The following is an 18,402-nucleotide window of genomic DNA, read 5'->3' on the forward strand; positions in this document are numbered from 1 at the left end:
CTGCAATCACTATATTAGGATGCAAACAGCTGTCAAGGAGGAGTCGTGGAACCACGGTCCGGGTGTCCGATCAACGCCGCCGTCGAGGTGCTTGGAGATCGCTGGTCGTTGCTCGTACTGCGCGACGTCATCTTCGGCGACCGCCGCTACTTCCGGGCGCTGCTCACCGGATCGATCGAGGGCATCGCCTCGAACATCCTCGCCGACCGCCTGGTGCGGCTCGTCGAAGCAGGGATCCTCAAGCGCGGCACGGCCGCGCGGGGACAGCGCGCTCAGTACAGCCTCACGGAAGCCGGCATCCAGACGCTCCCGATCATCTACGCTCTCGGCAACTGGGGCCTCGACTGGCGCCCCGGCACCGCCGAGCTCCGCAGCCGGCAGCAACTCATGCGCGACGAGGGTCCGGCGTTCATCGAGGAACTCATGGACGAACTCCGCACCCGCCACCTCGGCGCCCCGCCGAAACCGCACGACGGTCCAGGCCCCCTCGCGCGCCTCGACGCCGCCTACGCCGCAGCCGCCGACCAGCAACACGCCGACTGAGGACCCCGAACAAACTCATCAACCGTGGTCATGCAGCAGGGCTCACTAGATCGTGTGCGGCCGCGGCGAAGGCGTGGACTCGGGCGGTGGCACCGTCCGTACGCCACATCAGACGCCAGTGCACCGGCGGTGCATCTGGGAAGGGGACGTAGGCGACATCCGGGCGCAGGTAGTAGCGCCTGGCGTGGGCGCCGATCGGGAAGACTCCCCGGCCGGCACCGACGAGGGTCAGGATCTCCTGGAACGACCCGGCCGCCGGACCGGATTCCATTGGCGGTTCGGCCGGGGTCTGGCCCGGCGCATGGGAGCTGGGGAGATCATCGGGCGTCCGCAGTACGGTGACCCCGGCGAGGTCCTCGACCGAGACGGACCGCCGATCGGCAAAGGGGTGTCCGGACGGTACGGCGAGCATCCGTGCCTCGGTCACGAGCGCGGGCCCCGTGACGAGGTCGTCCCGCTCGCTGAGGAAGCAGGTCAGCAGCACCTCCACCTCGCCGTCGAGCAGCCTCGGTACAGCCTCGTCGAGCTGCACCTCGCGAACCAGGACCTCGCAGCCGGGTTCGCGAGCGTGCAGCAGCTCGGCGGCCTCAAAGAGCAGTTGACCTCCGGCCGCACCGACGAAGCCGACGCGCAGGGTGCCTGTGATGCCGCGGGCCGACTGAAGTGCCCGTTCGAACCCGGCCACGATCATCTCCCGCGCCGGCCGCAGGTCCTCGGACAGCCTCCGCCCGATGGGGGTCAACTCCACGCGGCGACTGGTGCGGTTGAACAGCGGCGCGCCGACGCGACGTTCCAGTCCCTTGATCGTCTGGCTGACCCGGGCTGTGGAAACGTGCATCCGCTCGGCGGTTCGACCGAAATGAAGCTCCTCGGCGAGCGTCAGGAACGTCTCCAGCTCGTAGCGCTCCAGCATTCCCGATCTCCTTCGTTAAGGCACACTTCACGAGCGTTGCACAGGTTCGCGTTGATCGACAGAGCGGCTCCGACGAGGGTGAAGGAGTCCGAGCTTCGTACGACGTGGCAGGAGAATTCATGCGCAACACCCGTGATCAGGCTCCGGCCACTTCGACCGGGACGAACGCGGCCGTCGAGCCGCGCGCTGCCGACCACGACCTCCCCACGGTCTCGCCTCTGCCGCTGATGCAGCTCTCCATCGGCTTCTGGTCATTCAAGGCGCTCGCGACCGCACACGAGCTGGACCTCTTCGCCCGTTTGGCCGACACCGACGGTCACACCATCGACGAACTCGCCGAGCTGCTCGGCGTCGCCCAGCGGCCGGTTGAGTTGCTGGTGACGGCGTGCGCGTCCATCGGGTTGCTCGAGCGCCGGGACGGGCGCTACGTCAACAGCGCGCTGGCTGACGAGTTCCTCGTCCCCGGCAAGGCTTTCGACTTCGGCGGCTGGGTGCAGATGCTCGACCGCAGGCTCTACCCGGCGTGGGGCAGACTGACCGAGGCGGTGCGAACCAATCGGCCGACGAGCTGGAACCCCGACGAGCAGGAGCACTTGTTCGTCGGCGAGGACCCCCAGTTGCTGGCCGTGTTCTGGGAGGCGATGCATTCGCTGTCGACGTTCACCGCGCGCGAACTCGGCGCACACGTCGACCTGTCTGCCTCCACCGCCCTGCTCGACATCGGCGGCGGCTCCGGGGCCTACGACATCGAGCTGTGCCGGCGCTTCCCCAATCTGCGGGCAACGGTGTTCGATCTGCCGCCGGTCTGCGAGATCGCCTCGACGAAGCTCGTGGCAGCAGGCTACGAGGACCGCATCGCGGTCACCCCGGGCGACTTCCTCGCCGATCCCGAACTCCCAGCAGGCCATGACGTCGTACTGCTGTCGATGATCATGCACGACTGGACGCCACAGCAGGACCTGGCGATCTTGCGCAAGTGCTTTGCGGCCTTGCCTTCCGGCGGTCGGATCGTGATCAGCGAGTTGCTGGTCAACGACGAGAAGACCGGGCCACCGGCCGCCGCCTTGATGAGCCTGAACATGTTGGTGGAAACGGTTGGTCGCAACTACACCGCGGCGGAGTACGAGCAATGGCTGCACACCACCGGCTTCGTCGACGTCCACACGGTGTCCTTCGACGCCCCCGGCGCCAACGGCGCAGTCCTCGCCCACAAACCGTAACCGCATCGACCGAACACTTCGAAGCTGTCCGAGCAGGACATGCACCTTAGCCACACGCTTGAGACTCAGCGCCTGCCGGTCGGAGACCGGATGGGCCTTGACCACGTTCCACGGTCTCGTCCCTGTGTGGGTTGTATTCTTAGCGTGGTCAAAGCTTCGCTGACGGTAGTGCAATGGGATAGACGTGGCGTTCGGAAGCCAACTAGTGGTTGCGGGTACGTGGCGGGAGCCGAACAGGTTGCTGTCGGGCCGTCCAACCTGACGCACGGATTTCACCAACGGCGATGGTGTCGATCTCGCAGCCTTCGAGCCACCGCTCGGTCAGCCGCGAAGTACGGTCCTGGACTACGGTTCGGGGATGGATGTTCTGGGGAGGCATGAAGCGGGCAACTATTCGCCGGAAGACGGCATTCTCGTTGTGCGTGACGCTGGAGCTGGTATCGGCGACGACGAACTGTCGGACAACGGCGCGCATCCGGTTGGCACGATGGCCCGGTCGGGGCGCGGGTGGCTGTACGCCTCGGGTGGGGACGGGCCGTGCGTCGTACACCTGCAGGCGCTTGAGGCACGGCCCGATGATGAGGATCTTGACGCGTGGTCGGACGTGGTTGAGGTGCCGTACGAGAGTTTGCGCGGTGTCGTCGAGCTGAGCAGCCTGACGACGCCCGGCGGCGATGAGCATCTGCGACTCCGCGAGCCCGGGATGTACCGGGTCCGAGTGGCGCACCGCCTGCTGCCTCCGAGCGAGTTGCCTGACGACGAGGACGATCTCCAGCCGACTGATCTTTGGCAACTGGACTTCTGGCACGTCGACGCGGTCGAGCCGCCGCAGTGGTTCCGGCGCAGGCGGCCACCGGTGGCTGTGCCCGACCCAGGGTGGACGTCGCTGCTCGGATTCCAGGAGATCGAGGTCGCCAACGTCGTGGAATGGGCCGGCCGGGCCGACGGCATGTCGGTTGACGAAATCAATACCTGGGGCGCGGCTCACTACCGCGGCCCGAACTGGCTCGATCAGCCATTGCGCAGTAGCCAGACCCGTCCGGGATGGCCCAGTGTGGCTGACATCGCGCGCCAGGTCGGCATCGGGACGTTGGGAACGAGGGGCGATCTGCTGCCCCTGTACGTGGCGCTGCGCATCCTGACCTTCGACGGGATGCGGTATGTCGCCATCGACGATAAGCCGATGGCTCAGGACGTACTGCGGCTTCCGGGCGACGTGGTCACCTTCTTGGAGGCGTCCCAGGCGGTCCGGCAGTTCACCGCGTATGCCGCGGACCTTGTGTCGGTGGCGTTGTGGGGCGGCACCCAGCAGACGGTGGCGTCGCTAGCCGACCGAACGTTGGCCGGCGAGGACGAGGTCCGCGCGACGCTGCGGTACGCCGGGGACCGCAAGCTACTCCAGGTCGAGCAGCGGAGTCCGGACGAGCTCGTCCTCACACCGCAGTCACGTCGCCTGACCCACTGAAGTGGATCCGGCGCGCTCACTGAGAAGGCTGTGTTGAGCAGCGCGGTGGAGCTGAGCTCGTAGTCCGACTTCTAGATGGCGGCCTTGGCTGACGCTGAGCAGTCATACGACCGTTCCAGGGGCCGCGTAACAACCAAAGTTGGGGTCGGGACCCCATGGTTGGGGGGTGCTGTCGCGACGAGACTGATTTGCCAGAGCGGTCGCCGAGGAAGAGGCGGCGGCCAGGGAGGTCAGGGTGAACAGTGTCGAGGCGTTCGGTCAGATCGGGCGAGGCGCAGCGATGCGCGCCGCGGACATAGCCGTTGGTCTGCCCACTGTCACGGTGTTCGATCCTGTGGTGAAGGCCGTGCGGTTGATGGCGGTCGGGCGGATGCCGGGTCTGGTTGTCGTGGACGTCGGTGGGCGGCCGCTGGCGGTTCTGCCTGGATCCCAGGTGCTGAGGTTGAGCATTCCCGCGGCGTTTCAGGATGATCCGATGCTGGTGCGGACTGTCGACGAGTCGTCGGCGGATGCGTTCTGGCGTGAACTCGGTGGTCTGACGGTTGGTGACTGCTTGCCAGGAACGCCGGCCAGGCCGGCGATGGTGACCGCGGAGGCGACCCTGCTGGAGATTGCGGCATTGATGGCGCGTGCCCGCAGCCCGTTGGTCGCAGTGGTCGGCAGCGACGGAGTCCTGACCGGTGTGATCACGTTGGAACGGTTGCTGACGAGTCTGGCGGTGACCGGGCTCGGTGACCAGTCGTCGGGATGAGTCGTGAGGCCTCTCGTCGCGCTGGGGATCTTCGGCTTGGCGTTCTTCTACATCGCGACGGAGAAGGCGAACAAAGTACGGGTCGTCCTGATCGGTGCGGCCGGCATGCTGTTGCTCGGGCTGGCGCCGGGTACGGAGGTGTTCTTCTCCGAGCATGAGGGGATCGACTGGAACGTCATCTTCCTGCTGCTCGGAATGATGATCGTGATCGGCATCATCAAGCAGACCGGCGTCTTCGACTATCTGGGGATCTGGGCGGCGAAGCGATCGCGGGGCGAGCCGTACCGGCTGATGGTCCTGCTGATGATCATCACCGCGGTCGCGTCGCCGTTCCTGGACAACGTGACCACGATCATGTTGGTTGCCCCGGTCACCATTGTGGTGTGTGAACGACTGCGGATCCCGCCGCAGCCCTACCTGATCGCCGAGGTGCTTGCCTCGAACATCGGTGGCGCGGCGACGCTGATCGGTGATCCGCCGAACATCATCATCGGAAGCCGGGCGGGGTTGTCGTTCAACGACTTCGTGGTGCACATGACGCCGATCGTGGTGATCGTGTTCGCACTGTTCGTCGTACTGACGAGATTCCTGTTCCGCAAGAGCTTCCGGTACAACCCGGAGCAGGTCGCCGCGGTGATGGCGCTGCAGGAGCGGCGTGCGATCCGCGACGCGGGGTTGCTGGTGCGATGCCTGGCAGTGCTGGCGGTCATGATCGTCGGGTTCGCTCTGCATTCGGTGCTTCACCTCGAGCCGTCGCTGGTGGCCTTGCTCGGCGCCGGCGCGATGTTGCTCGTGTCCCGGTCTGATGTGCCTGAGGTGCTGCGTGAGGTCGAGTGGTCGACGCTGGTCTTCTTCATGGGCTTGTTCATCATGGTGTCGGGCCTGGTCAACACCGGCGTGATCGGAGCGATCGGTGACTGGGCGGTGGCGGCAATCGGCGACAACTACCTGATGGCCGCGACGGCCTTGCTGTTCGGTTCCGGCGTACTCGGGGCGTTCTTCGACAACATTCCGTACGTCGCCACGATGACGCCTGTGGTCGAAGGAGTGGTCGAGCAGGCGCCGGATCACCGCACCGGACAGTCGCTGTGGTGGGCGTTCGCTCTGGGTGCGGACTTCGGCGGCAACGGTACGGCGGTCGCCGCGAGCGCGAATGTGGTTGCCCTCGGCATCGCATCCCGCAGTGGCCACCACATCACGTTCTGGCAGTTCACCCGGTACGGCATCGTGGTGACCGCGCTGAGTATCGGGCTAGCCTGGGTGTACGTATGGCTGCGCTACTTCACCTGATGTCCGGCGGCCCGCAGTACACAGGCCGTCAACTCGACATCGATGCGGTCGATCCGCAGCGTGGTCAGCCGTACGCCGCGAACTGTGATCAGGGTCTGCTCGAGGTCGTGATCGTACGTCGGAAGGACGGCCAGCGACGCCAGGCCGGACCGACGGATCAGCCCACCGAGCGTGCGCTCCGCCTCGTCCGCCGCGAGCTCCAGAGGCTCCAGCGAGCTTCGCGCGGCGAGCGCTGGATCGACGATGCGGAAGGTGGCCTCGGCGAGGAGCCGGACCTCCGCGCCCTCTGTGGAGCGCCCGCACACCACCAGGGGCATCCGGATGGGACCGCGCGCGAGGAGGACCTGGCGCTCCAGTCCAACGATGTGGAAGGTCAGGCCGGACGCGGCAACCCGGACGACGCGTCCGGAGCGGACGACGACCAGCCACTGTCCCGTCGGTACGAGTCGTGCCGAGCCCGCGATGGCCGCCGCGCACAGGAGGATGGCGAACACGACCCAAGGCGCGGCCCCGGTCGGCGCCGGAGTCCACAGTGCGAGTGCTGCCGGCATGTCAACTCCCGAAGTACTGGTGCGGCAGGACGCCTGCCGACGACCCCCTCGGCTCACCGGTCGCGTCCCGCCGCCCCTCCAGTCTCCGAGGTGACGGCCCGCCGCGGAATGAGTGCTACCACCCACTTCTGCCCCGGTTCATGGACAGTGTTCGAGGCGGTAGGGGACGCTGGGGTGGTGAGATCGGGAGCGGGATTGCCGTTGTACTGGCGGGTTTGCCTGATCAACGGGCTGGTGTTCGTTGTCGGCACGTTGGCCTTGGCCCTGGCGCCGATCACTGTGTCCGCGACGGTTCTGGTCTCGGAGGCGGTGGTGCTTCTGCTTGGCTTGGTCGGCATCGTCGTGCTGAACGCGGCGCTGCTGCGGACGAGTCTCGCGCCGCTGGACCGCTTGAGCCGGCTGATGGAGACCGTGGACCTGCAGCGGCCAGGCCGTCGGCTACCGGAGTCGGGCAGTGGCGCGGTCGGTCAGCTGGTACGGGGGTTCAATGCCATGATCGAGCGCCTCGAGACCGAGCGCGGGACAAGCAACGCGAAGGCTCTGGCAGCGCAGGAGGCGGAGCGGCATCGCATCGCCCGGGAGTTGCACGACGAGATCGGCCAGGGGCTCACAGCCGTGCTTCTGGGCCTGAGGCAACTGTCGACGAGAGTGCCGGCCGATGTTCGGCATGATCTGCTGGAGGTCCAGGAGACGGCGCGCACGACGTTGGACGAAGTCCGCGGAGTGGCCCGACGCCTCAGGCCAGGTGTACTGGAGGATCTCGGCCTGCACAGTGCGCTGGCCGCCCTGGCAACTGAGTTCTCGGCCCATGGACTGAAGGTCCAGCGCACATCCACACCCGGCCTGCCTGATCTCGGCACGGAACGAGAACTGGTCGTCTACCGGGTAGCACAGGAGGCGCTGACGAACGTTGCCCGCCATGCCCAGGCCCGGACCGTGCGGCTCGCTCTGCAGCGCCAGGGGTCTGCGGTGGTCCTCGCGGTGGACGACGACGGACAGGGCCTGGGAGGAGCTGCCGAAGGCACCGGGATCAACGGGATGCGGGAGCGTGCGTTGCTGATCGGCGCGCAACTGGTCGTGGGGGTGGGAGAGCTCGGTGGTACGTCGGTCCGCCTCACCGTCCCGTTGGAGCCGGTGCGATGATCCGGATCCTGCTGGCTGACGACCACACCCTGGTACGTCGCGGCGTACGACTGATCCTCGACAGTGAGCCGGACCTGCAAGTGGTGGCCGAGGCAAGCGACGGTGCCGAGGCCGTGGAGGCGTTCCGCCGTACTCCCATCGATCTGGCGGTACTCGATGTGGCGATGCCGCGGATGACGGGACTGCAGGCGGCGCGCGAGCTGTCACGCCGGCGGGAGCCGCCGCGGATGCTGATGTTGTCGATGTACGACAACGAGCAGTACTTCTTCGCGGCGCTCAAGGCCGGCGCCTGCGGCTACGTGCTGAAGTCGGTCGCCGACCGTGACCTCGTCGACGCCTGCCGCGCGGCCGCTCGGGGTGAGTCCTTTCTCTATCCCGGCGTGGTGAGCACGCTGGTCCGCGACTACCTCGAGCGAGTTCGCCGCGGCGAACGAGTGCCGGGGCAGGTGCTGACCGAGCGCGAGGACGAGGTGGTCAAGCTGATCGCCGAAGGCCACTCCTCCAAGGAGATCGCCGCCGTCTTGACGATCAGCCCCAAGACCGTCGAACGCCATCGCGCCAACATCCTCCAGAAACTGGGCATGCGCGACCGCACCGAACTCACCCGCTACGCCATCCGCGCCGGCCTGATCGAGCCATGACGTCCCGGGCAGATGCCTCAGTTTCGCCGTGCTGTGCGTGCCACTGGCGACGCGCAGTACGGTCGAAGGAGGGCAACTCAGGAGAGGACCACGGACATGAGCATCGACCGGGGACTACTGGCGACGTTGGAGGCCAAGCCGGGCAAGGAAGAGGAACTGCGCGCGTTCCTCGAGAAGGGGCGGGAGCTCGCGGCCGCCGAAGAGGGGACCGTCACCTGGTACGCGTTCCGGCTCGGGCCGACGACGTTCGGCATCTTCGACACGTTCGCGGACGAGGACGGTCGGCAGGCCCACCTCAACGGCGAGATCCCGGCCGCCCTCGGCCAGTTCGGTCCCGATCTGCTGGCCGCCGACCCGGACATCCGCACGATCGACGTCATCGCGGTCAAGTAGCGCGACGGCCGGGGTGGCGTAGATCAGGAGTACGCCGAGGTGGCAGTGGGGAGCCTGGTCAGGAAGTCGAGCAGCAACGTGTTCACGTGGTCGGGTGCGTCGAGTTGTGGCCAGTGGCCGATGCCGTTGATCCGCTCGTACCGCCACGGGGCGTCGACGAAAGCTGCGGTGCCGGTCAGTGCCTGTTCGGTGACAGCGAGATCTTCGGTGCTCCAGATCCCCATGGTCGGTGCCTGAATGCGCGGGAGCTCCGTCGGCGGCCGGATCAGCGATTCCGGCGGCAGGATCGCCCGGTACACAGCGAGACTCGCGGTGAGAGCCGCGGCGTCGCGGAGGTGTGTGATGACGGAGTCGATGTCTGGGTGCCGGCTCCAGTTGCGCAGATTGGCGAAGTCGTCGGCAGCGAGCCAGCGTTCGGCGATGCCGGGGAACTGGAACAGCAGCATGTACCACGATTTCTGGCGTTGTTCCCAGCCTGCGGCGGCGAACGCCGCCGGGTGGCCGACCGACACGCAGGTCAGGCTGGCGACCCGTTCGGGGGCCAGGGCCGCGAGCACTGCGCCAATCGCACCGCCCCAGTCGTGTCCCACGACATTCGCCTGGGGCACCCCGAGCAGGTCGAGGAGTCCGATGAGGTCGCTGACCTGCTGGATGATTCCGTAGCTGGCGACGGTGTCGGGTTTGTCGGAGTGACCGAATCCGCGGAGGTCGGGTGCGATGGTTCGGTAGCCGGCCTCGCCGAGAGCGGTGATCTGGTGGCGCCAGACCTGATGGCTGTCGGGCCAGCCGTGGAGCAGGAGGACGGGTTGACCGTTGCCGTTGTCCTCTACCTCGAGGACTGTTCCGTTGACGTCCAGGCGCATGGCGAGCTCCTTGTTGGTTCGGTCGTCAGCCGACGATCGCGGACAGCAGTTCCGCGCGATTGGGACCAGGCGTCGGGTATTGGGGCGCGTTGGCACCAAGCGTCAGGACCTTGCCGGCCATGCCGGGCGCTGCCAACACCTCCTGCGGAGTACTCAGCATCGACATGACCGACGCGTACCCACGCAGTACGTCGGGATCGCGCAGTGCGGCCGCGTACAGCGCTTTGGTCATCGCCCAGCCGGCGTCTGATGTGCGGTAGGTCTGACCGGTGACATCGGCGGCGATCTCGTTCAGCCGGTGCCGGTCGAAGGCCAGCGTCATCCTGTACAGCGGGGTGACCGTGCTCTCGGTGATCTCGTCGAAGCGCCGTACCAGTTTCTCCGGCTGGTCCGGGCTGACGTCGCGGAGCAGGTCGCGGAGTGCGCAGGCGTGCAGCATCCCGATCGACGCGCCGCGTCCGAGCGAGGGGTTGGTGCACGCCCACGCGTCGCCAACCGCGACGAGCCCGGTCACGACCGGTTCGCCGTCGACGACGAACCGGTGGTACCGGTCTTCGATGCCGGCGATCACCTGTACGTCGGTGATCGGTTCGGCCTCGCCCCAGTGGGCGGCGGTCGGGTAGAGCTTCAGCGCCGCCTGCCACGCGGAGGTGTCGCGCAGTCCGCGCAGCTGCTTGTCTCGCGCGGAGGTGATGAACCCGACGCCCCAGGTGTCGTTGTCGCAGGGAAGGGTCAGGATCGACAGGCTGTCGAAGTGCTGGAGCAGTGTGCCCAGGGCCGCGGGGCGGGATCCGTCGGGCGAACGGAAATGGCGGGCGTAGTACACGAATCCTGAGTCCTCGCGCTCCTCGTGCGGGCGGCGGCCTCCGGCGGACTCGATCATGGCGGCGATCGGTGAGCGTCGCCCGGTCGCGTCGACGACGAGCTCGGCACGCAGTACGGCGCCGCCGTCGACCACGACACCGGTCACGTGTGGTGCTGCCCCGACCAAAGAGCGTCCGGTGAGCAATCCGGTGACCGTGACGCCGCGGCGGATCGAGACACCGTGGGTTCTTTGTGCGACAGCAGCGGCTGCCGCCTCGAGGATCGGACGCCGGGCCGTCACAGTGTCGAATCTGTCGTCGCCGTCGCGCCGGCCGCCGGTCAGGTCGGGTGGCAGTTCGTCGAACACGTTCACGCGGGTGCCGCCGAAAGCGATCACCTGGTCGAGTACGGCCTGAAGTTCGTGCTGCATCAGCGCCCGCCAGCGGGGGAGCATGAAGTGCAACTGACGGAACTGGTTGACTCCCGGCCGCTGCCACCTCTGCCAAACGTTCTCGGCGTCGTCGCCGGGGGCCGCCTGGTCGCGTTCCAGGATCGTCACGCTGTGGCCGTCCTGGGCCAGGAGCATCGCGGTGACCAGGCCGTTCAGGCCGGCGCCCAGTACGAGGATTTCCGCCATCTCACACCTCCGGGGAGCTGTATCAGTGCCGGAAGCGTGCGGCCGTCGGCTGCCCATCTGCCAGACCATTCGCTGTCCAATCACTGTCCGAACGTCGTACGAGCTGTCCATCCGTCTTGACCGCTGACCGGACGGAGGGCACGTTGGACTGAGGCGCGGCGCGCGAGAATGCTCGGAGTGCCGAAGGGGGTGGCGCATGACGAGCCGTGGCAAAGCGACGCAGACGGCACAGCTCGGTGCGTTCACTGTTGCGGATCGGCTCCGGCAGGCGCGGCGCCGGCGGTTCGTCGGGCGGACCGGTGAGCTCGAGTTGTTCCGGACTGCGTTGACGTCGGGCGGGTCCGGCTTCACCGTGCTGTTCGTTCACGGGCCGGGAGGGATCGGGAAGACCGCTTTGCTCGGTGCTCTCGCCGAGGCCGCCGAGGAGGCGGGTGCTACGGCGGTGCGGCTGGACGCCCGGACGGTCGAGCCGTCGCCGCCCGCGTTCTACGCTGCACTCGGCGCGGCTCTCGGCCTGCCAGAACGAGCAGCACCACTGGAGGGCCTCGCCGCGCACAGTCGCCCGATTCTCTTCATCGACACCTACGAGCAGTTGGTGCCGCTGGACAACTGGCTGCGTGAGGAGTTCCTGCCGGAGCTTCCCGCGGCCGCGCTGGTCGTGGTGGCCGGGCGTACGCCGCCTTCGCCGCACTGGGCGAGCGATCCTGGCTGGGGCGAGCTACTGCAAGTAGTTGCTCTGCGCAACTTGCAACCCGACGACGCACGCGCCTACCTGCACGCCGCGGATGTGCCCGAGGACCTGCATGGACGAGTGCTGGAGATGACGCACGGGCATCCGCTCGCCCTGTCCCTCCTGGCCGATGTCGTCGAGCAGCACCGAGGTGCCCTCGCGCCGGGCCTGTCTCTACACGAGACGCCGGACGTGGTGCGGGTACTGCTGGAACACTTCGTCGAGTGGGTCCCGAGCCCACGGCACCGCGAAGCGTTGGAGGCCTGCGCGCACGCCCGGTTCACCACGGAGGACCTACTGCGTACGGCGCTCGGCGGCGACGACACGCATGAGCTGTTCGGCTGGCTGCGTGGGCTGTCGTTCGTCGAGGAGGACCCGTACGGGGTGTTCCCGCACGACGTGGCGCGGGATGTCCTCGACGCGGATCTGCGCTGGCGCGACCGCGCGTCGTACGCCGATCTGCACCGGCGGGTACGTCGGCACCTCGTGGAGCAGGCACGCCGTACCAGGGGACTGGAACAGCACCGGTGGGCTGCCGACATCATCTTCCTGCACCGCAACAACCCGGTGATGCGGAGCTTCTGGGACTGGGAGACCTTTGGTCACGCGTTCCCCGACGAGCTCCGCGACGAGGACCGCGCTCCCATCCTCGCGATGACCGAGCGGTACCAGACGGCCGAGCAGGCCGAGCTGGTGAGGCACTGGATGGATCATCCTGCCGCGAGGTTCATTCCCATCCGGGCCGGAACCGGCGAGCCGATCGGGTACGGCGGGGCGATCGCCCTCGATCAAGCCGGCGAGTCCGACCTCGCCGCCGACCCAGGCGCCGCGGCGATCTGGCAGTACGCGCAGAGGCACGGCCCGCCGAGACCAGGCGAGAGCGTTCATGCGGCCAGGTTCCTCATCGACCGCGATGCCTACCAGATGCCGTCTGCGTCGAACAACGTGATCACCGCGTGGCACATCCAGCACGTCCTCACTACCCCGCGCCTGTCGTGGGACTTCATCGCGTGTTACGAGGACGGAGCCTTCTGGGAGCCCTTCTTCGCCTACATCGACTACCACCGAGCCCATGAGGCGGAGTACGACATCGGCACCCATCACTACGCGGTGTTCGCGCACGACTTCCGGCGGCTGGACCCCGCGGCCTGGCTGGAGCTGATGTCCGACCGCGAGATCGGCGCCCCCGCCGGACCGCCAACCGGCGCCGACCCGGAACTGGTGCTCTCCCAGCCCGACTTCGCCCACTCAGTGCGCGCCGCCCTGCGCTGTCTGCACCGGCCGGACCGGCTCGCCGGCAATCCGCTCCTGCGCTCCAGGCTGATCCGCGACCACGGTGACTCCTCCGCCGAGACACTGCGTGCCGTCGTCCTGGAAGCCGCTGAGTCACTCCGGGTCGACCCCCGTGACGACAGACCCTTCCGGGCGATAGACCGTACTTTCCTACGGCCCGCCGGCACGCAGGAACGGGCCGCCGAGGTGCTCGGCCTACCTTTCACCACCTACCGCCGCCACCTCGCCCGAGGCATCGACCGCATCATCGACCGGTTATGGACCCAAGAAGTACACGGCCCCCAGGGCCCACCACCCCCACCTCGCTGAGCTGACGGCCGGAACACGTACATGGGCGGCAAGTGGCACGTGAAGCCTGCTACTTACGGTTGCGCGCCGCTCGTTCGCGATTCATGCTCGCCCGGGGCCCTAATCTGCTGCATATGGATTGGCAAGCGGAGCTACCAACGCAGCCGGCCGACCGTCGCGGCCGCCTCCGTGCACACGTCGAGCAGTAGCCGCCGGACGTTGCGTGGATTGAGGACTTTGCTCAATCCACGCAACGTACGGCGTTCGTCCTGCTTGGCTGGACGCATGCGTACACCGACAACATCGCCGGCTGAAGCCGCGCGGTTGCGAGTATTTATCGATGACACAGGTGACGAATCGGCAGAAACCCCAAGGTGGTCTACGCGGCCAGTCGGGAGGCGGCCGGCTGGCGTCAAGTTCCAATGCGATGAGACCCATAACCTCAGCCTGTAAGTGCCGCCTAGTGTCCTGAGTCAATAGTTCGGTGTTAGTTGGCAATCTGTGGTGATGCCGAGCCCGAAGGTTGATCCTGTCATGTTGTCCGTCGAGGAGCGGTCGGTGCTGGCCGGGTGGGCTCGGCGGCGGAAAACGTCGCAGGCGTTGGCATTGCGGGCTCGGATCGTGTTGTGCAGCGCGGACGGCGGAACGATCGGCGAGGTCGCTGCGGCTGTCGGGGTGTCGCGGAACATGGTCTCGAAGTGGCGTGCCAGGTTCCTGGTTGATCGGCTGGACGGGTTGTCGGACGAGCCGCGGCCGGGCCGCCAAGAAAAGACCGCGCAGTGCATCACACGTTTGCTTAATCCCGGCGCTTGGAATGGACTCTGGCTGGCTCACTTCTTCTCATAGGACGCGACACCCGAACCGTCCGCGGCGTACAGAGTGAGTGAACGCCCGTCGATCTTGAACCGGGCGGCAAGTTCCAGCGCGCCGCGATTGGGAACGTTGTCACAGGACATGAGAGTTGTCGCAGCGCCGGCGTCCGCTGTGATCGAGCCATTGTCCGCGGCGCGGTATGTTCCGCCTACTCGGTTGCAGCCGTCTGTCCCAGACCATTTGCCGTCCGTGCCGAACGTGATTGCGGCCTTTGTCGAATGAGCTACTGTCAGTTTGGACCGGTCGAATCCGACGATATCGATTGGCCTCCACGCGCCGATGAGAGCACTGGCGAGTCCGCTTGGCGTTGTCGCCGGAGTGGGAGTCGAGGCAACCGTGTCGTTCCCCCCTCCAGTCGTCATGACGGCAATGAGGACTCCGGCAAGTCCTATGCTGACTGAGGCGACGCCGGCCGCGAGCCAGGCTCGGCGACGGCGCACGGGCTGGACCACACGGATTTCGAGATCGTCAGGAACTCGCGCTCGCCGCCCCGCCTCGGCCAGGGTCGCGCGCAACTCACGTTCGACGTCTGTCAGTTTCATCGATGGTTCCCTTCGGCATGGCGAGTTCTGCGCTGCTCTTCAATGCGGCAAGCGCGTGGCTTGCAGTTGCACGTGCGGTTGACTCCTGGATGCCGAGCAGCGCGGCGATCGACGCGTAACCTAGATCCTCGTAGTAACGCAAGACGAGGACCGTCCGCTCCCGAGGCTTGAGGTCAGCCAATGCTCGCCACACCACATCGTGCTGGGCCACGGCCTCTGCCAGGTCCGGTTCCGTGAACGCCGAGTCAGCTATTGCCATCGGCGTTTCGCGTGAAGGTCTTCGTCGAGCAGCCGACAAGTGTGCGTTGACCAGGATCCTTCGCACGTAGGCGTGAGGATCCTCTATCCTGCGCACGCGCCGCCAATGCCGGTAGGCACTCATCAGCGCGTGCTGGGCCAGATCCTCGGCGGCGTGATGATCACCCGACAAGACAAAGCCCAGCCGCACAAGCTGCTGGCCGCGCGCAGCAAAGTACTCGTCGAACTCCAAATCCGACTCCTCGCTATCGGACCTTCATACTCCTCAAACGCTCGGAGCGCCGAAAACGCTGCATCCGGGGTGACACGACGAGCATGCCTCGTCGTCATCAGTGTCGTGAGTCGTTAATTCGCGTGCAGTATGCGGCGAGGGTGTCGAGGATCTGGTCGGCGGTCTTGGTCCAGACGAAGGGTTTGGGGTCGGCGTTCCATTCGTTGATCCAGGTCCGGACGTCGGCTTCGAGTTCGGTGATGCTGCGGTGGGCGGAGCGGCGGAGTTTGCGGTTGGTGAGTTCGGCGAACCAGCGTTCCACCAGGTTCAGCCATGAGCTGCTGGTGGGGGTGAAGTGCAGGTGGAACCGGGGGTGGCGGATCAGCCACTCCTTCACCTTCGGGGTCTTGTGGGTGGCGTAGTTGTCCACCACGAGGTGCAGTTCCAGGTCTTTCGGGACCGCGGCGTCGATCAGCTTGAGGAACCGCAGGAACTCCTGGTGCCGGTGCCGGCGGTAGTGCTGGGCGATCACCGAGCCGCTGCCGATGTCGAAGGCCGCGAACAGGCTGGTGGTGCCGTGCCGGACGTAGTCGTGGGTCATCCGCGCCGGGGTGGTCGGCATGATCGGCAGGATCGGTGCGGTCCTGTCGATCGCTTGCATCTGGGACTTCTCGTCCACCGCCAGCACCAGTGCGTTGTCCGGCGGGCTCAGGTACAACCCGACCACGTCGCGGACCTTGTCGACGAACAACGGATCGGTCGACAGCTTCCAGGTCTCGATCGCGTGCGGCTTCAGCCCGAACGCGCGCCAGATCCTCGACACCGCCGACTGCGACATCCCTGTCGCAGCCGCCATCGACCTCGTCGACCAATGCGTATCACCCTTGGGCGGCTGGGATTCCAGCGTCTTGGTGATCACCTGCTCGACCCGCTCATCACCAATCACCCGAGGCCGGCCCGGCCGCGGCTCGTCCGACAACCCGTCCAGCCGATCAACCAGGAACCTGGCACGCCACTTCGAGACCATGTTCCGCGACACCCCGACAGCCGCAGCGACCTCGCCGATCGTTCCGCCGTCCGCGCTGCACAACACGATCCGAGCCCGCAATGCCAACGCCTGCGACGTTTTCCGCCGCCGAGCCCACCCGGCCAGCACCGACCGCTCCTCGAAGGACAACATGACAGGATCAACCTTCGGGCTCGGCATCACCACAGATTACCAACTAACACCGAACTATTGACTCAGGACACTAGAAGTGCTTGTACTCGACTGGCTCGTCGCCCTTGACAGCGGTGTGGATGGGGAGCGCAGATACCGCCTTCTCCAACGCCCAGTAAATCCAGAAGCCGACGGTGCCCAGGATGGTCGGCGGAAGTACCCATACGGCGGTCGCGGCGGCTGTGAGCCCAGCGCCGTACTGGCGGCCCCACAGCAGAGAAGCGGGAATCGGCGCGATCGCCGCCACGATCACGAGGGACCAGTTCTGCACGAGAGATCCGTATACAAGGGTCGAGATTCCAGCGACTGCGGCCAGCAGCCAGACGATCAGCAGCGGTCGCAATCGCGGGTTGCGCCACCGGGTACCGAATGCTATCGCTGTCCACATCATCCAGCGGCGGACGAATCTCACTCCGAGCGCTTTGAGCATGAAGCGGAAGAACCGATCGGCGTCCGCATCGGAAACACCAAGGATGTTCGTGGGTCCGATCAGCCGGTCGTGGAGAAGAGCGGCGGGCGTGTGGACGTCGTAGGAACTGACGAACCACCGCAATGCCGTAGGCACCGAGGCGAGGTCCGTGAGTGCCGGGTCGCCTAAATCAGCGGGTCGCAGCACGCAGGCTGCGTCGGGGAGGTTCGCCACTCCGCGAGCGCCGGTGTACTTCAGCGACGACCCGAGGATGAATGACTTTCGAGTCACCTGTTCCAGTTGGATGTTGGCTGGCTGACCCGGTTGATCAGGGTCTTCGAAGCAGTTCGCCCAGGGCGGAGGAGGAAGTGGTGGCATGTAGTCAGAGTCATGTGTCGGAGCCTGGCAGGCAAGGGGATGCCGAGGCGATTCGCATCCGGTCGAATCCGATGACCCGTACATATGCGGATGGCTCAGGATTCCGGCAACCGAGACCAACCAATCGATGCGTACTCGCTGGCAGTTAACGGTCTTCGGGTCTCGATGGCATGTGGCCGCCGGACTCGATCGCGGGAAGGTGAACCCAGGAGTGCGCCATTCTTGCGTTCGTTAGCGCGCGAGGGCGCAGCGTTGACCTTGCAGGAGCACGGTGATGCGTTGAGCAGAGCCGCGCATGGGGTTCCACGTCCGCGCCGCCAGACCGCGAATAGCACACGCGCGCCGAGCGCGATATCTACGAGGGTCTCGGACGCGCGTCATTGACACTCCGCCCGGCGCGGGCCACTGTGAAACCAGTGAATCCGCTGCCGACGCGTTCGGCCAGATTTCAAGGGGGAAATTCGATGGAGTCGAAGACTGGACCGATCTTGATTGGCCTGGCCTACTTGGGGCTGGTTGTTTTCATCATGCTGTTCTGCGCTGACCAGACCAGCTCCTTTGATGACTATTCCAAATATTGGGGCCTGTTCGGGACACTCATCGGTGTGACCACGGGCGCCATTCCCACCTTCTTCTTCAAAGCCCAGGCTGATCAAGCGGGCAAGAAAGCAGACGCGGCGACGGAGCGAGCCAACAAAGAATCCTCGAAGGCTCAACTATTCGCCGGTGCAGTTGAACCTCATGTCACCGCGCAAATCAAGGCTGACAATCCGACCCTGTTCATGTAGTCGGCCAGTCTGCCTGCGGTGCGGGCTGGGACGAGTTGTGAGTGATCGTCGACGGACTCACGGTGGAAGTCGCACGGTGGTAGCGCGTTAAACGGAACTGTTCGTTGAGCATGATGTCGGGTTGCAACGTCCTACATGGGCATGCTGACCGGACGACGTACAACCTTGCCGACGGGGAAAGGAGTCCGCTGCGGTTGCC

Annotated in this window: 20 protein-coding genes; 11 read left to right on the forward strand and 9 right to left on the reverse strand. The window is 66.2% G+C overall.

Annotated elements, in window-relative coordinates; genetic code table 11:
- Window positions 1–45: 45 nt before the first annotated feature.
- Window positions 46–543: a helix-turn-helix domain-containing protein gene (locus AB0I34_RS07975; RefSeq protein ID WP_360441297.1), complete on the forward strand. Its 498-nt coding sequence runs from the start codon at window positions 46–48 to the stop codon at window positions 541–543.
- Window positions 544–571: 28 nt separating this feature from the next.
- Here the strand turns inward: AB0I34_RS07975 and AB0I34_RS07980 are convergent, their stop codons facing one another.
- A complete protein-coding gene (locus AB0I34_RS07980; protein WP_360441300.1) occupies window positions 572–1,456 on the reverse strand; it encodes a LysR family transcriptional regulator in 885 nt (294 codons plus the stop codon).
- A gap of 119 nt (window positions 1,457–1,575) precedes the next feature.
- On the opposite strand from AB0I34_RS07980, the gene AB0I34_RS07985 reads away from it, so the two are divergent.
- The 4 genes from AB0I34_RS07985 (at window position 1,576) to AB0I34_RS08000 (ending at window position 6,182) form a co-directional block, all read left to right on the forward strand.
- On the forward strand, window positions 1,576–2,676 hold the full coding sequence (locus AB0I34_RS07985) for a methyltransferase (protein ID WP_360441303.1): 1,101 nt from the start codon (window positions 1,576–1,578) through the stop codon (window positions 2,674–2,676).
- 358 nt (window positions 2,677–3,034) lie between these two features.
- On the forward strand, window positions 3,035–4,141 hold the full coding sequence (locus AB0I34_RS07990; RefSeq protein ID WP_360441306.1) for a hypothetical protein: 1,107 nt from the start codon (window positions 3,035–3,037) through the stop codon (window positions 4,139–4,141).
- 235 nt (window positions 4,142–4,376) lie between these two features.
- The gene (locus AB0I34_RS07995; protein WP_360441309.1) at window positions 4,377–4,892 is read left to right on the forward strand and encodes a CBS domain-containing protein; all 516 of its coding nucleotides are present in this window, start codon (window positions 4,377–4,379) and stop codon (window positions 4,890–4,892) included.
- 3 nt (window positions 4,893–4,895) lie between these two features.
- Window positions 4,896–6,182 (forward strand): ArsB/NhaD family transporter, encoded by a 1,287-nt coding sequence (locus AB0I34_RS08000; protein WP_360441312.1) that lies wholly within the window; start codon window positions 4,896–4,898, stop codon window positions 6,180–6,182.
- Here the strand turns inward: AB0I34_RS08000 and AB0I34_RS08005 are convergent.
- Window positions 6,170–6,733, reverse strand: a complete 564-nt coding sequence (locus tag AB0I34_RS08005) for a hypothetical protein (protein ID WP_360441315.1) — start codon at window positions 6,731–6,733, stop codon at window positions 6,170–6,172. The two genes, AB0I34_RS08000 and AB0I34_RS08005, sit on opposite strands and share 13 nt — an antisense overlap.
- A gap of 177 nt (window positions 6,734–6,910) precedes the next feature.
- Between AB0I34_RS08005 and AB0I34_RS08010 the strand changes: the two genes are divergently transcribed.
- The 3 genes from AB0I34_RS08010 (at window position 6,911) to AB0I34_RS08020 (ending at window position 8,910) form a co-directional block, all read left to right on the forward strand.
- On the forward strand, window positions 6,911–7,876 hold the full coding sequence (locus AB0I34_RS08010) for a sensor histidine kinase (RefSeq protein ID WP_360441317.1): 966 nt from the start codon (window positions 6,911–6,913) through the stop codon (window positions 7,874–7,876).
- On the forward strand, window positions 7,873–8,517 hold the full coding sequence (locus AB0I34_RS08015; RefSeq protein WP_360441320.1) for a response regulator transcription factor: 645 nt from the start codon (window positions 7,873–7,875) through the stop codon (window positions 8,515–8,517). Before AB0I34_RS08010 ends, AB0I34_RS08015 begins: the two co-directional genes overlap by 4 nt.
- Window positions 8,518–8,613: 96 nt before the next feature.
- The gene (locus tag AB0I34_RS08020; protein ID WP_360441323.1) at window positions 8,614–8,910 is read left to right on the forward strand and encodes an antibiotic biosynthesis monooxygenase; all 297 of its coding nucleotides are present in this window, start codon (window positions 8,614–8,616) and stop codon (window positions 8,908–8,910) included.
- A 23-nt stretch (window positions 8,911–8,933) separates the two neighbouring features.
- Here AB0I34_RS08020 and AB0I34_RS08025 read toward each other — a convergent pair whose 3' ends face one another.
- Together AB0I34_RS08025 and AB0I34_RS08030 are read right to left on the reverse strand one after the other, a co-directional pair.
- On the reverse strand, window positions 8,934–9,773 hold the full coding sequence (locus tag AB0I34_RS08025; protein WP_360441326.1) for an alpha/beta hydrolase: 840 nt from the start codon (window positions 9,771–9,773) through the stop codon (window positions 8,934–8,936).
- A gap of 25 nt (window positions 9,774–9,798) precedes the next feature.
- Window positions 9,799–11,214 carry an FAD-dependent oxidoreductase gene (locus AB0I34_RS08030; protein WP_360441329.1) on the reverse strand — a complete coding sequence of 472 codons (1,416 nt, stop codon included), beginning with the start codon at window positions 11,212–11,214 and terminating at the stop codon, window positions 9,799–9,801.
- A 196-nt stretch (window positions 11,215–11,410) separates the two neighbouring features.
- On the opposite strand from AB0I34_RS08030, the gene AB0I34_RS08035 reads away from it, so the two are divergent.
- A complete protein-coding gene (locus AB0I34_RS08035) occupies window positions 11,411–13,546 on the forward strand; it encodes an AAA family ATPase (protein ID WP_360441332.1) in 2,136 nt (711 codons plus the stop codon).
- Window positions 13,547–13,677: 131 nt separating this feature from the next.
- On the opposite strand, the gene AB0I34_RS08040 is transcribed toward AB0I34_RS08035, so the two are convergent.
- A complete protein-coding gene (locus tag AB0I34_RS08040; protein WP_360441335.1) occupies window positions 13,678–13,812 on the reverse strand; it encodes a hypothetical protein in 135 nt (44 codons plus the stop codon).
- 247 nt (window positions 13,813–14,059) lie between these two features.
- Between AB0I34_RS08040 and AB0I34_RS08045 the strand changes: the two genes are divergently transcribed.
- Window positions 14,060–14,371: a helix-turn-helix domain-containing protein gene (locus tag AB0I34_RS08045; protein ID WP_360441476.1), complete on the forward strand. Its 312-nt coding sequence runs from the start codon at window positions 14,060–14,062 to the stop codon at window positions 14,369–14,371.
- On the opposite strand, the gene AB0I34_RS08050 is transcribed toward AB0I34_RS08045, so the two are convergent.
- The 4 genes from AB0I34_RS08050 to AB0I34_RS08065 form a co-directional block, all read right to left on the reverse strand.
- Window positions 14,356–14,940 (reverse strand): META domain-containing protein, encoded by a 585-nt coding sequence (locus tag AB0I34_RS08050; protein ID WP_360441338.1) that lies wholly within the window; start codon window positions 14,938–14,940, stop codon window positions 14,356–14,358. The genes AB0I34_RS08045 and AB0I34_RS08050 overlap by 16 nt on opposite strands.
- A complete protein-coding gene (locus AB0I34_RS08055) occupies window positions 14,915–15,430 on the reverse strand; it encodes a SigE family RNA polymerase sigma factor (RefSeq protein ID WP_360441341.1) in 516 nt (171 codons plus the stop codon). The genes AB0I34_RS08050 and AB0I34_RS08055 overlap by 26 nt, the downstream gene beginning before the upstream one ends.
- A gap of 97 nt (window positions 15,431–15,527) precedes the next feature.
- Window positions 15,528–16,616, reverse strand: coding sequence for an IS630 family transposase (locus tag AB0I34_RS08060; RefSeq protein WP_360441344.1), 1,089 nt, complete (start codon window positions 16,614–16,616; stop codon window positions 15,528–15,530).
- A 43-nt stretch (window positions 16,617–16,659) separates the two neighbouring features.
- Window positions 16,660–17,328 carry a DUF1353 domain-containing protein gene (locus tag AB0I34_RS08065; RefSeq protein ID WP_360441347.1) on the reverse strand — a complete coding sequence of 223 codons (669 nt, stop codon included), beginning with the start codon at window positions 17,326–17,328 and terminating at the stop codon, window positions 16,660–16,662.
- 551 nt (window positions 17,329–17,879) lie between these two features.
- On the opposite strand from AB0I34_RS08065, the gene AB0I34_RS08070 reads away from it, so the two are divergent.
- Window positions 17,880–18,203: a hypothetical protein gene (locus AB0I34_RS08070; RefSeq protein WP_360441350.1), complete on the forward strand. Its 324-nt coding sequence runs from the start codon at window positions 17,880–17,882 to the stop codon at window positions 18,201–18,203.
- The last annotated feature ends 199 nt before the right edge of the window (window positions 18,204–18,402 follow it).

The organism is Kribbella sp. NPDC050281 (assembly GCF_040655855.1).
Taxonomy (GTDB): domain Bacteria; phylum Actinomycetota; class Actinomycetes; order Propionibacteriales; family Kribbellaceae; genus Kribbella.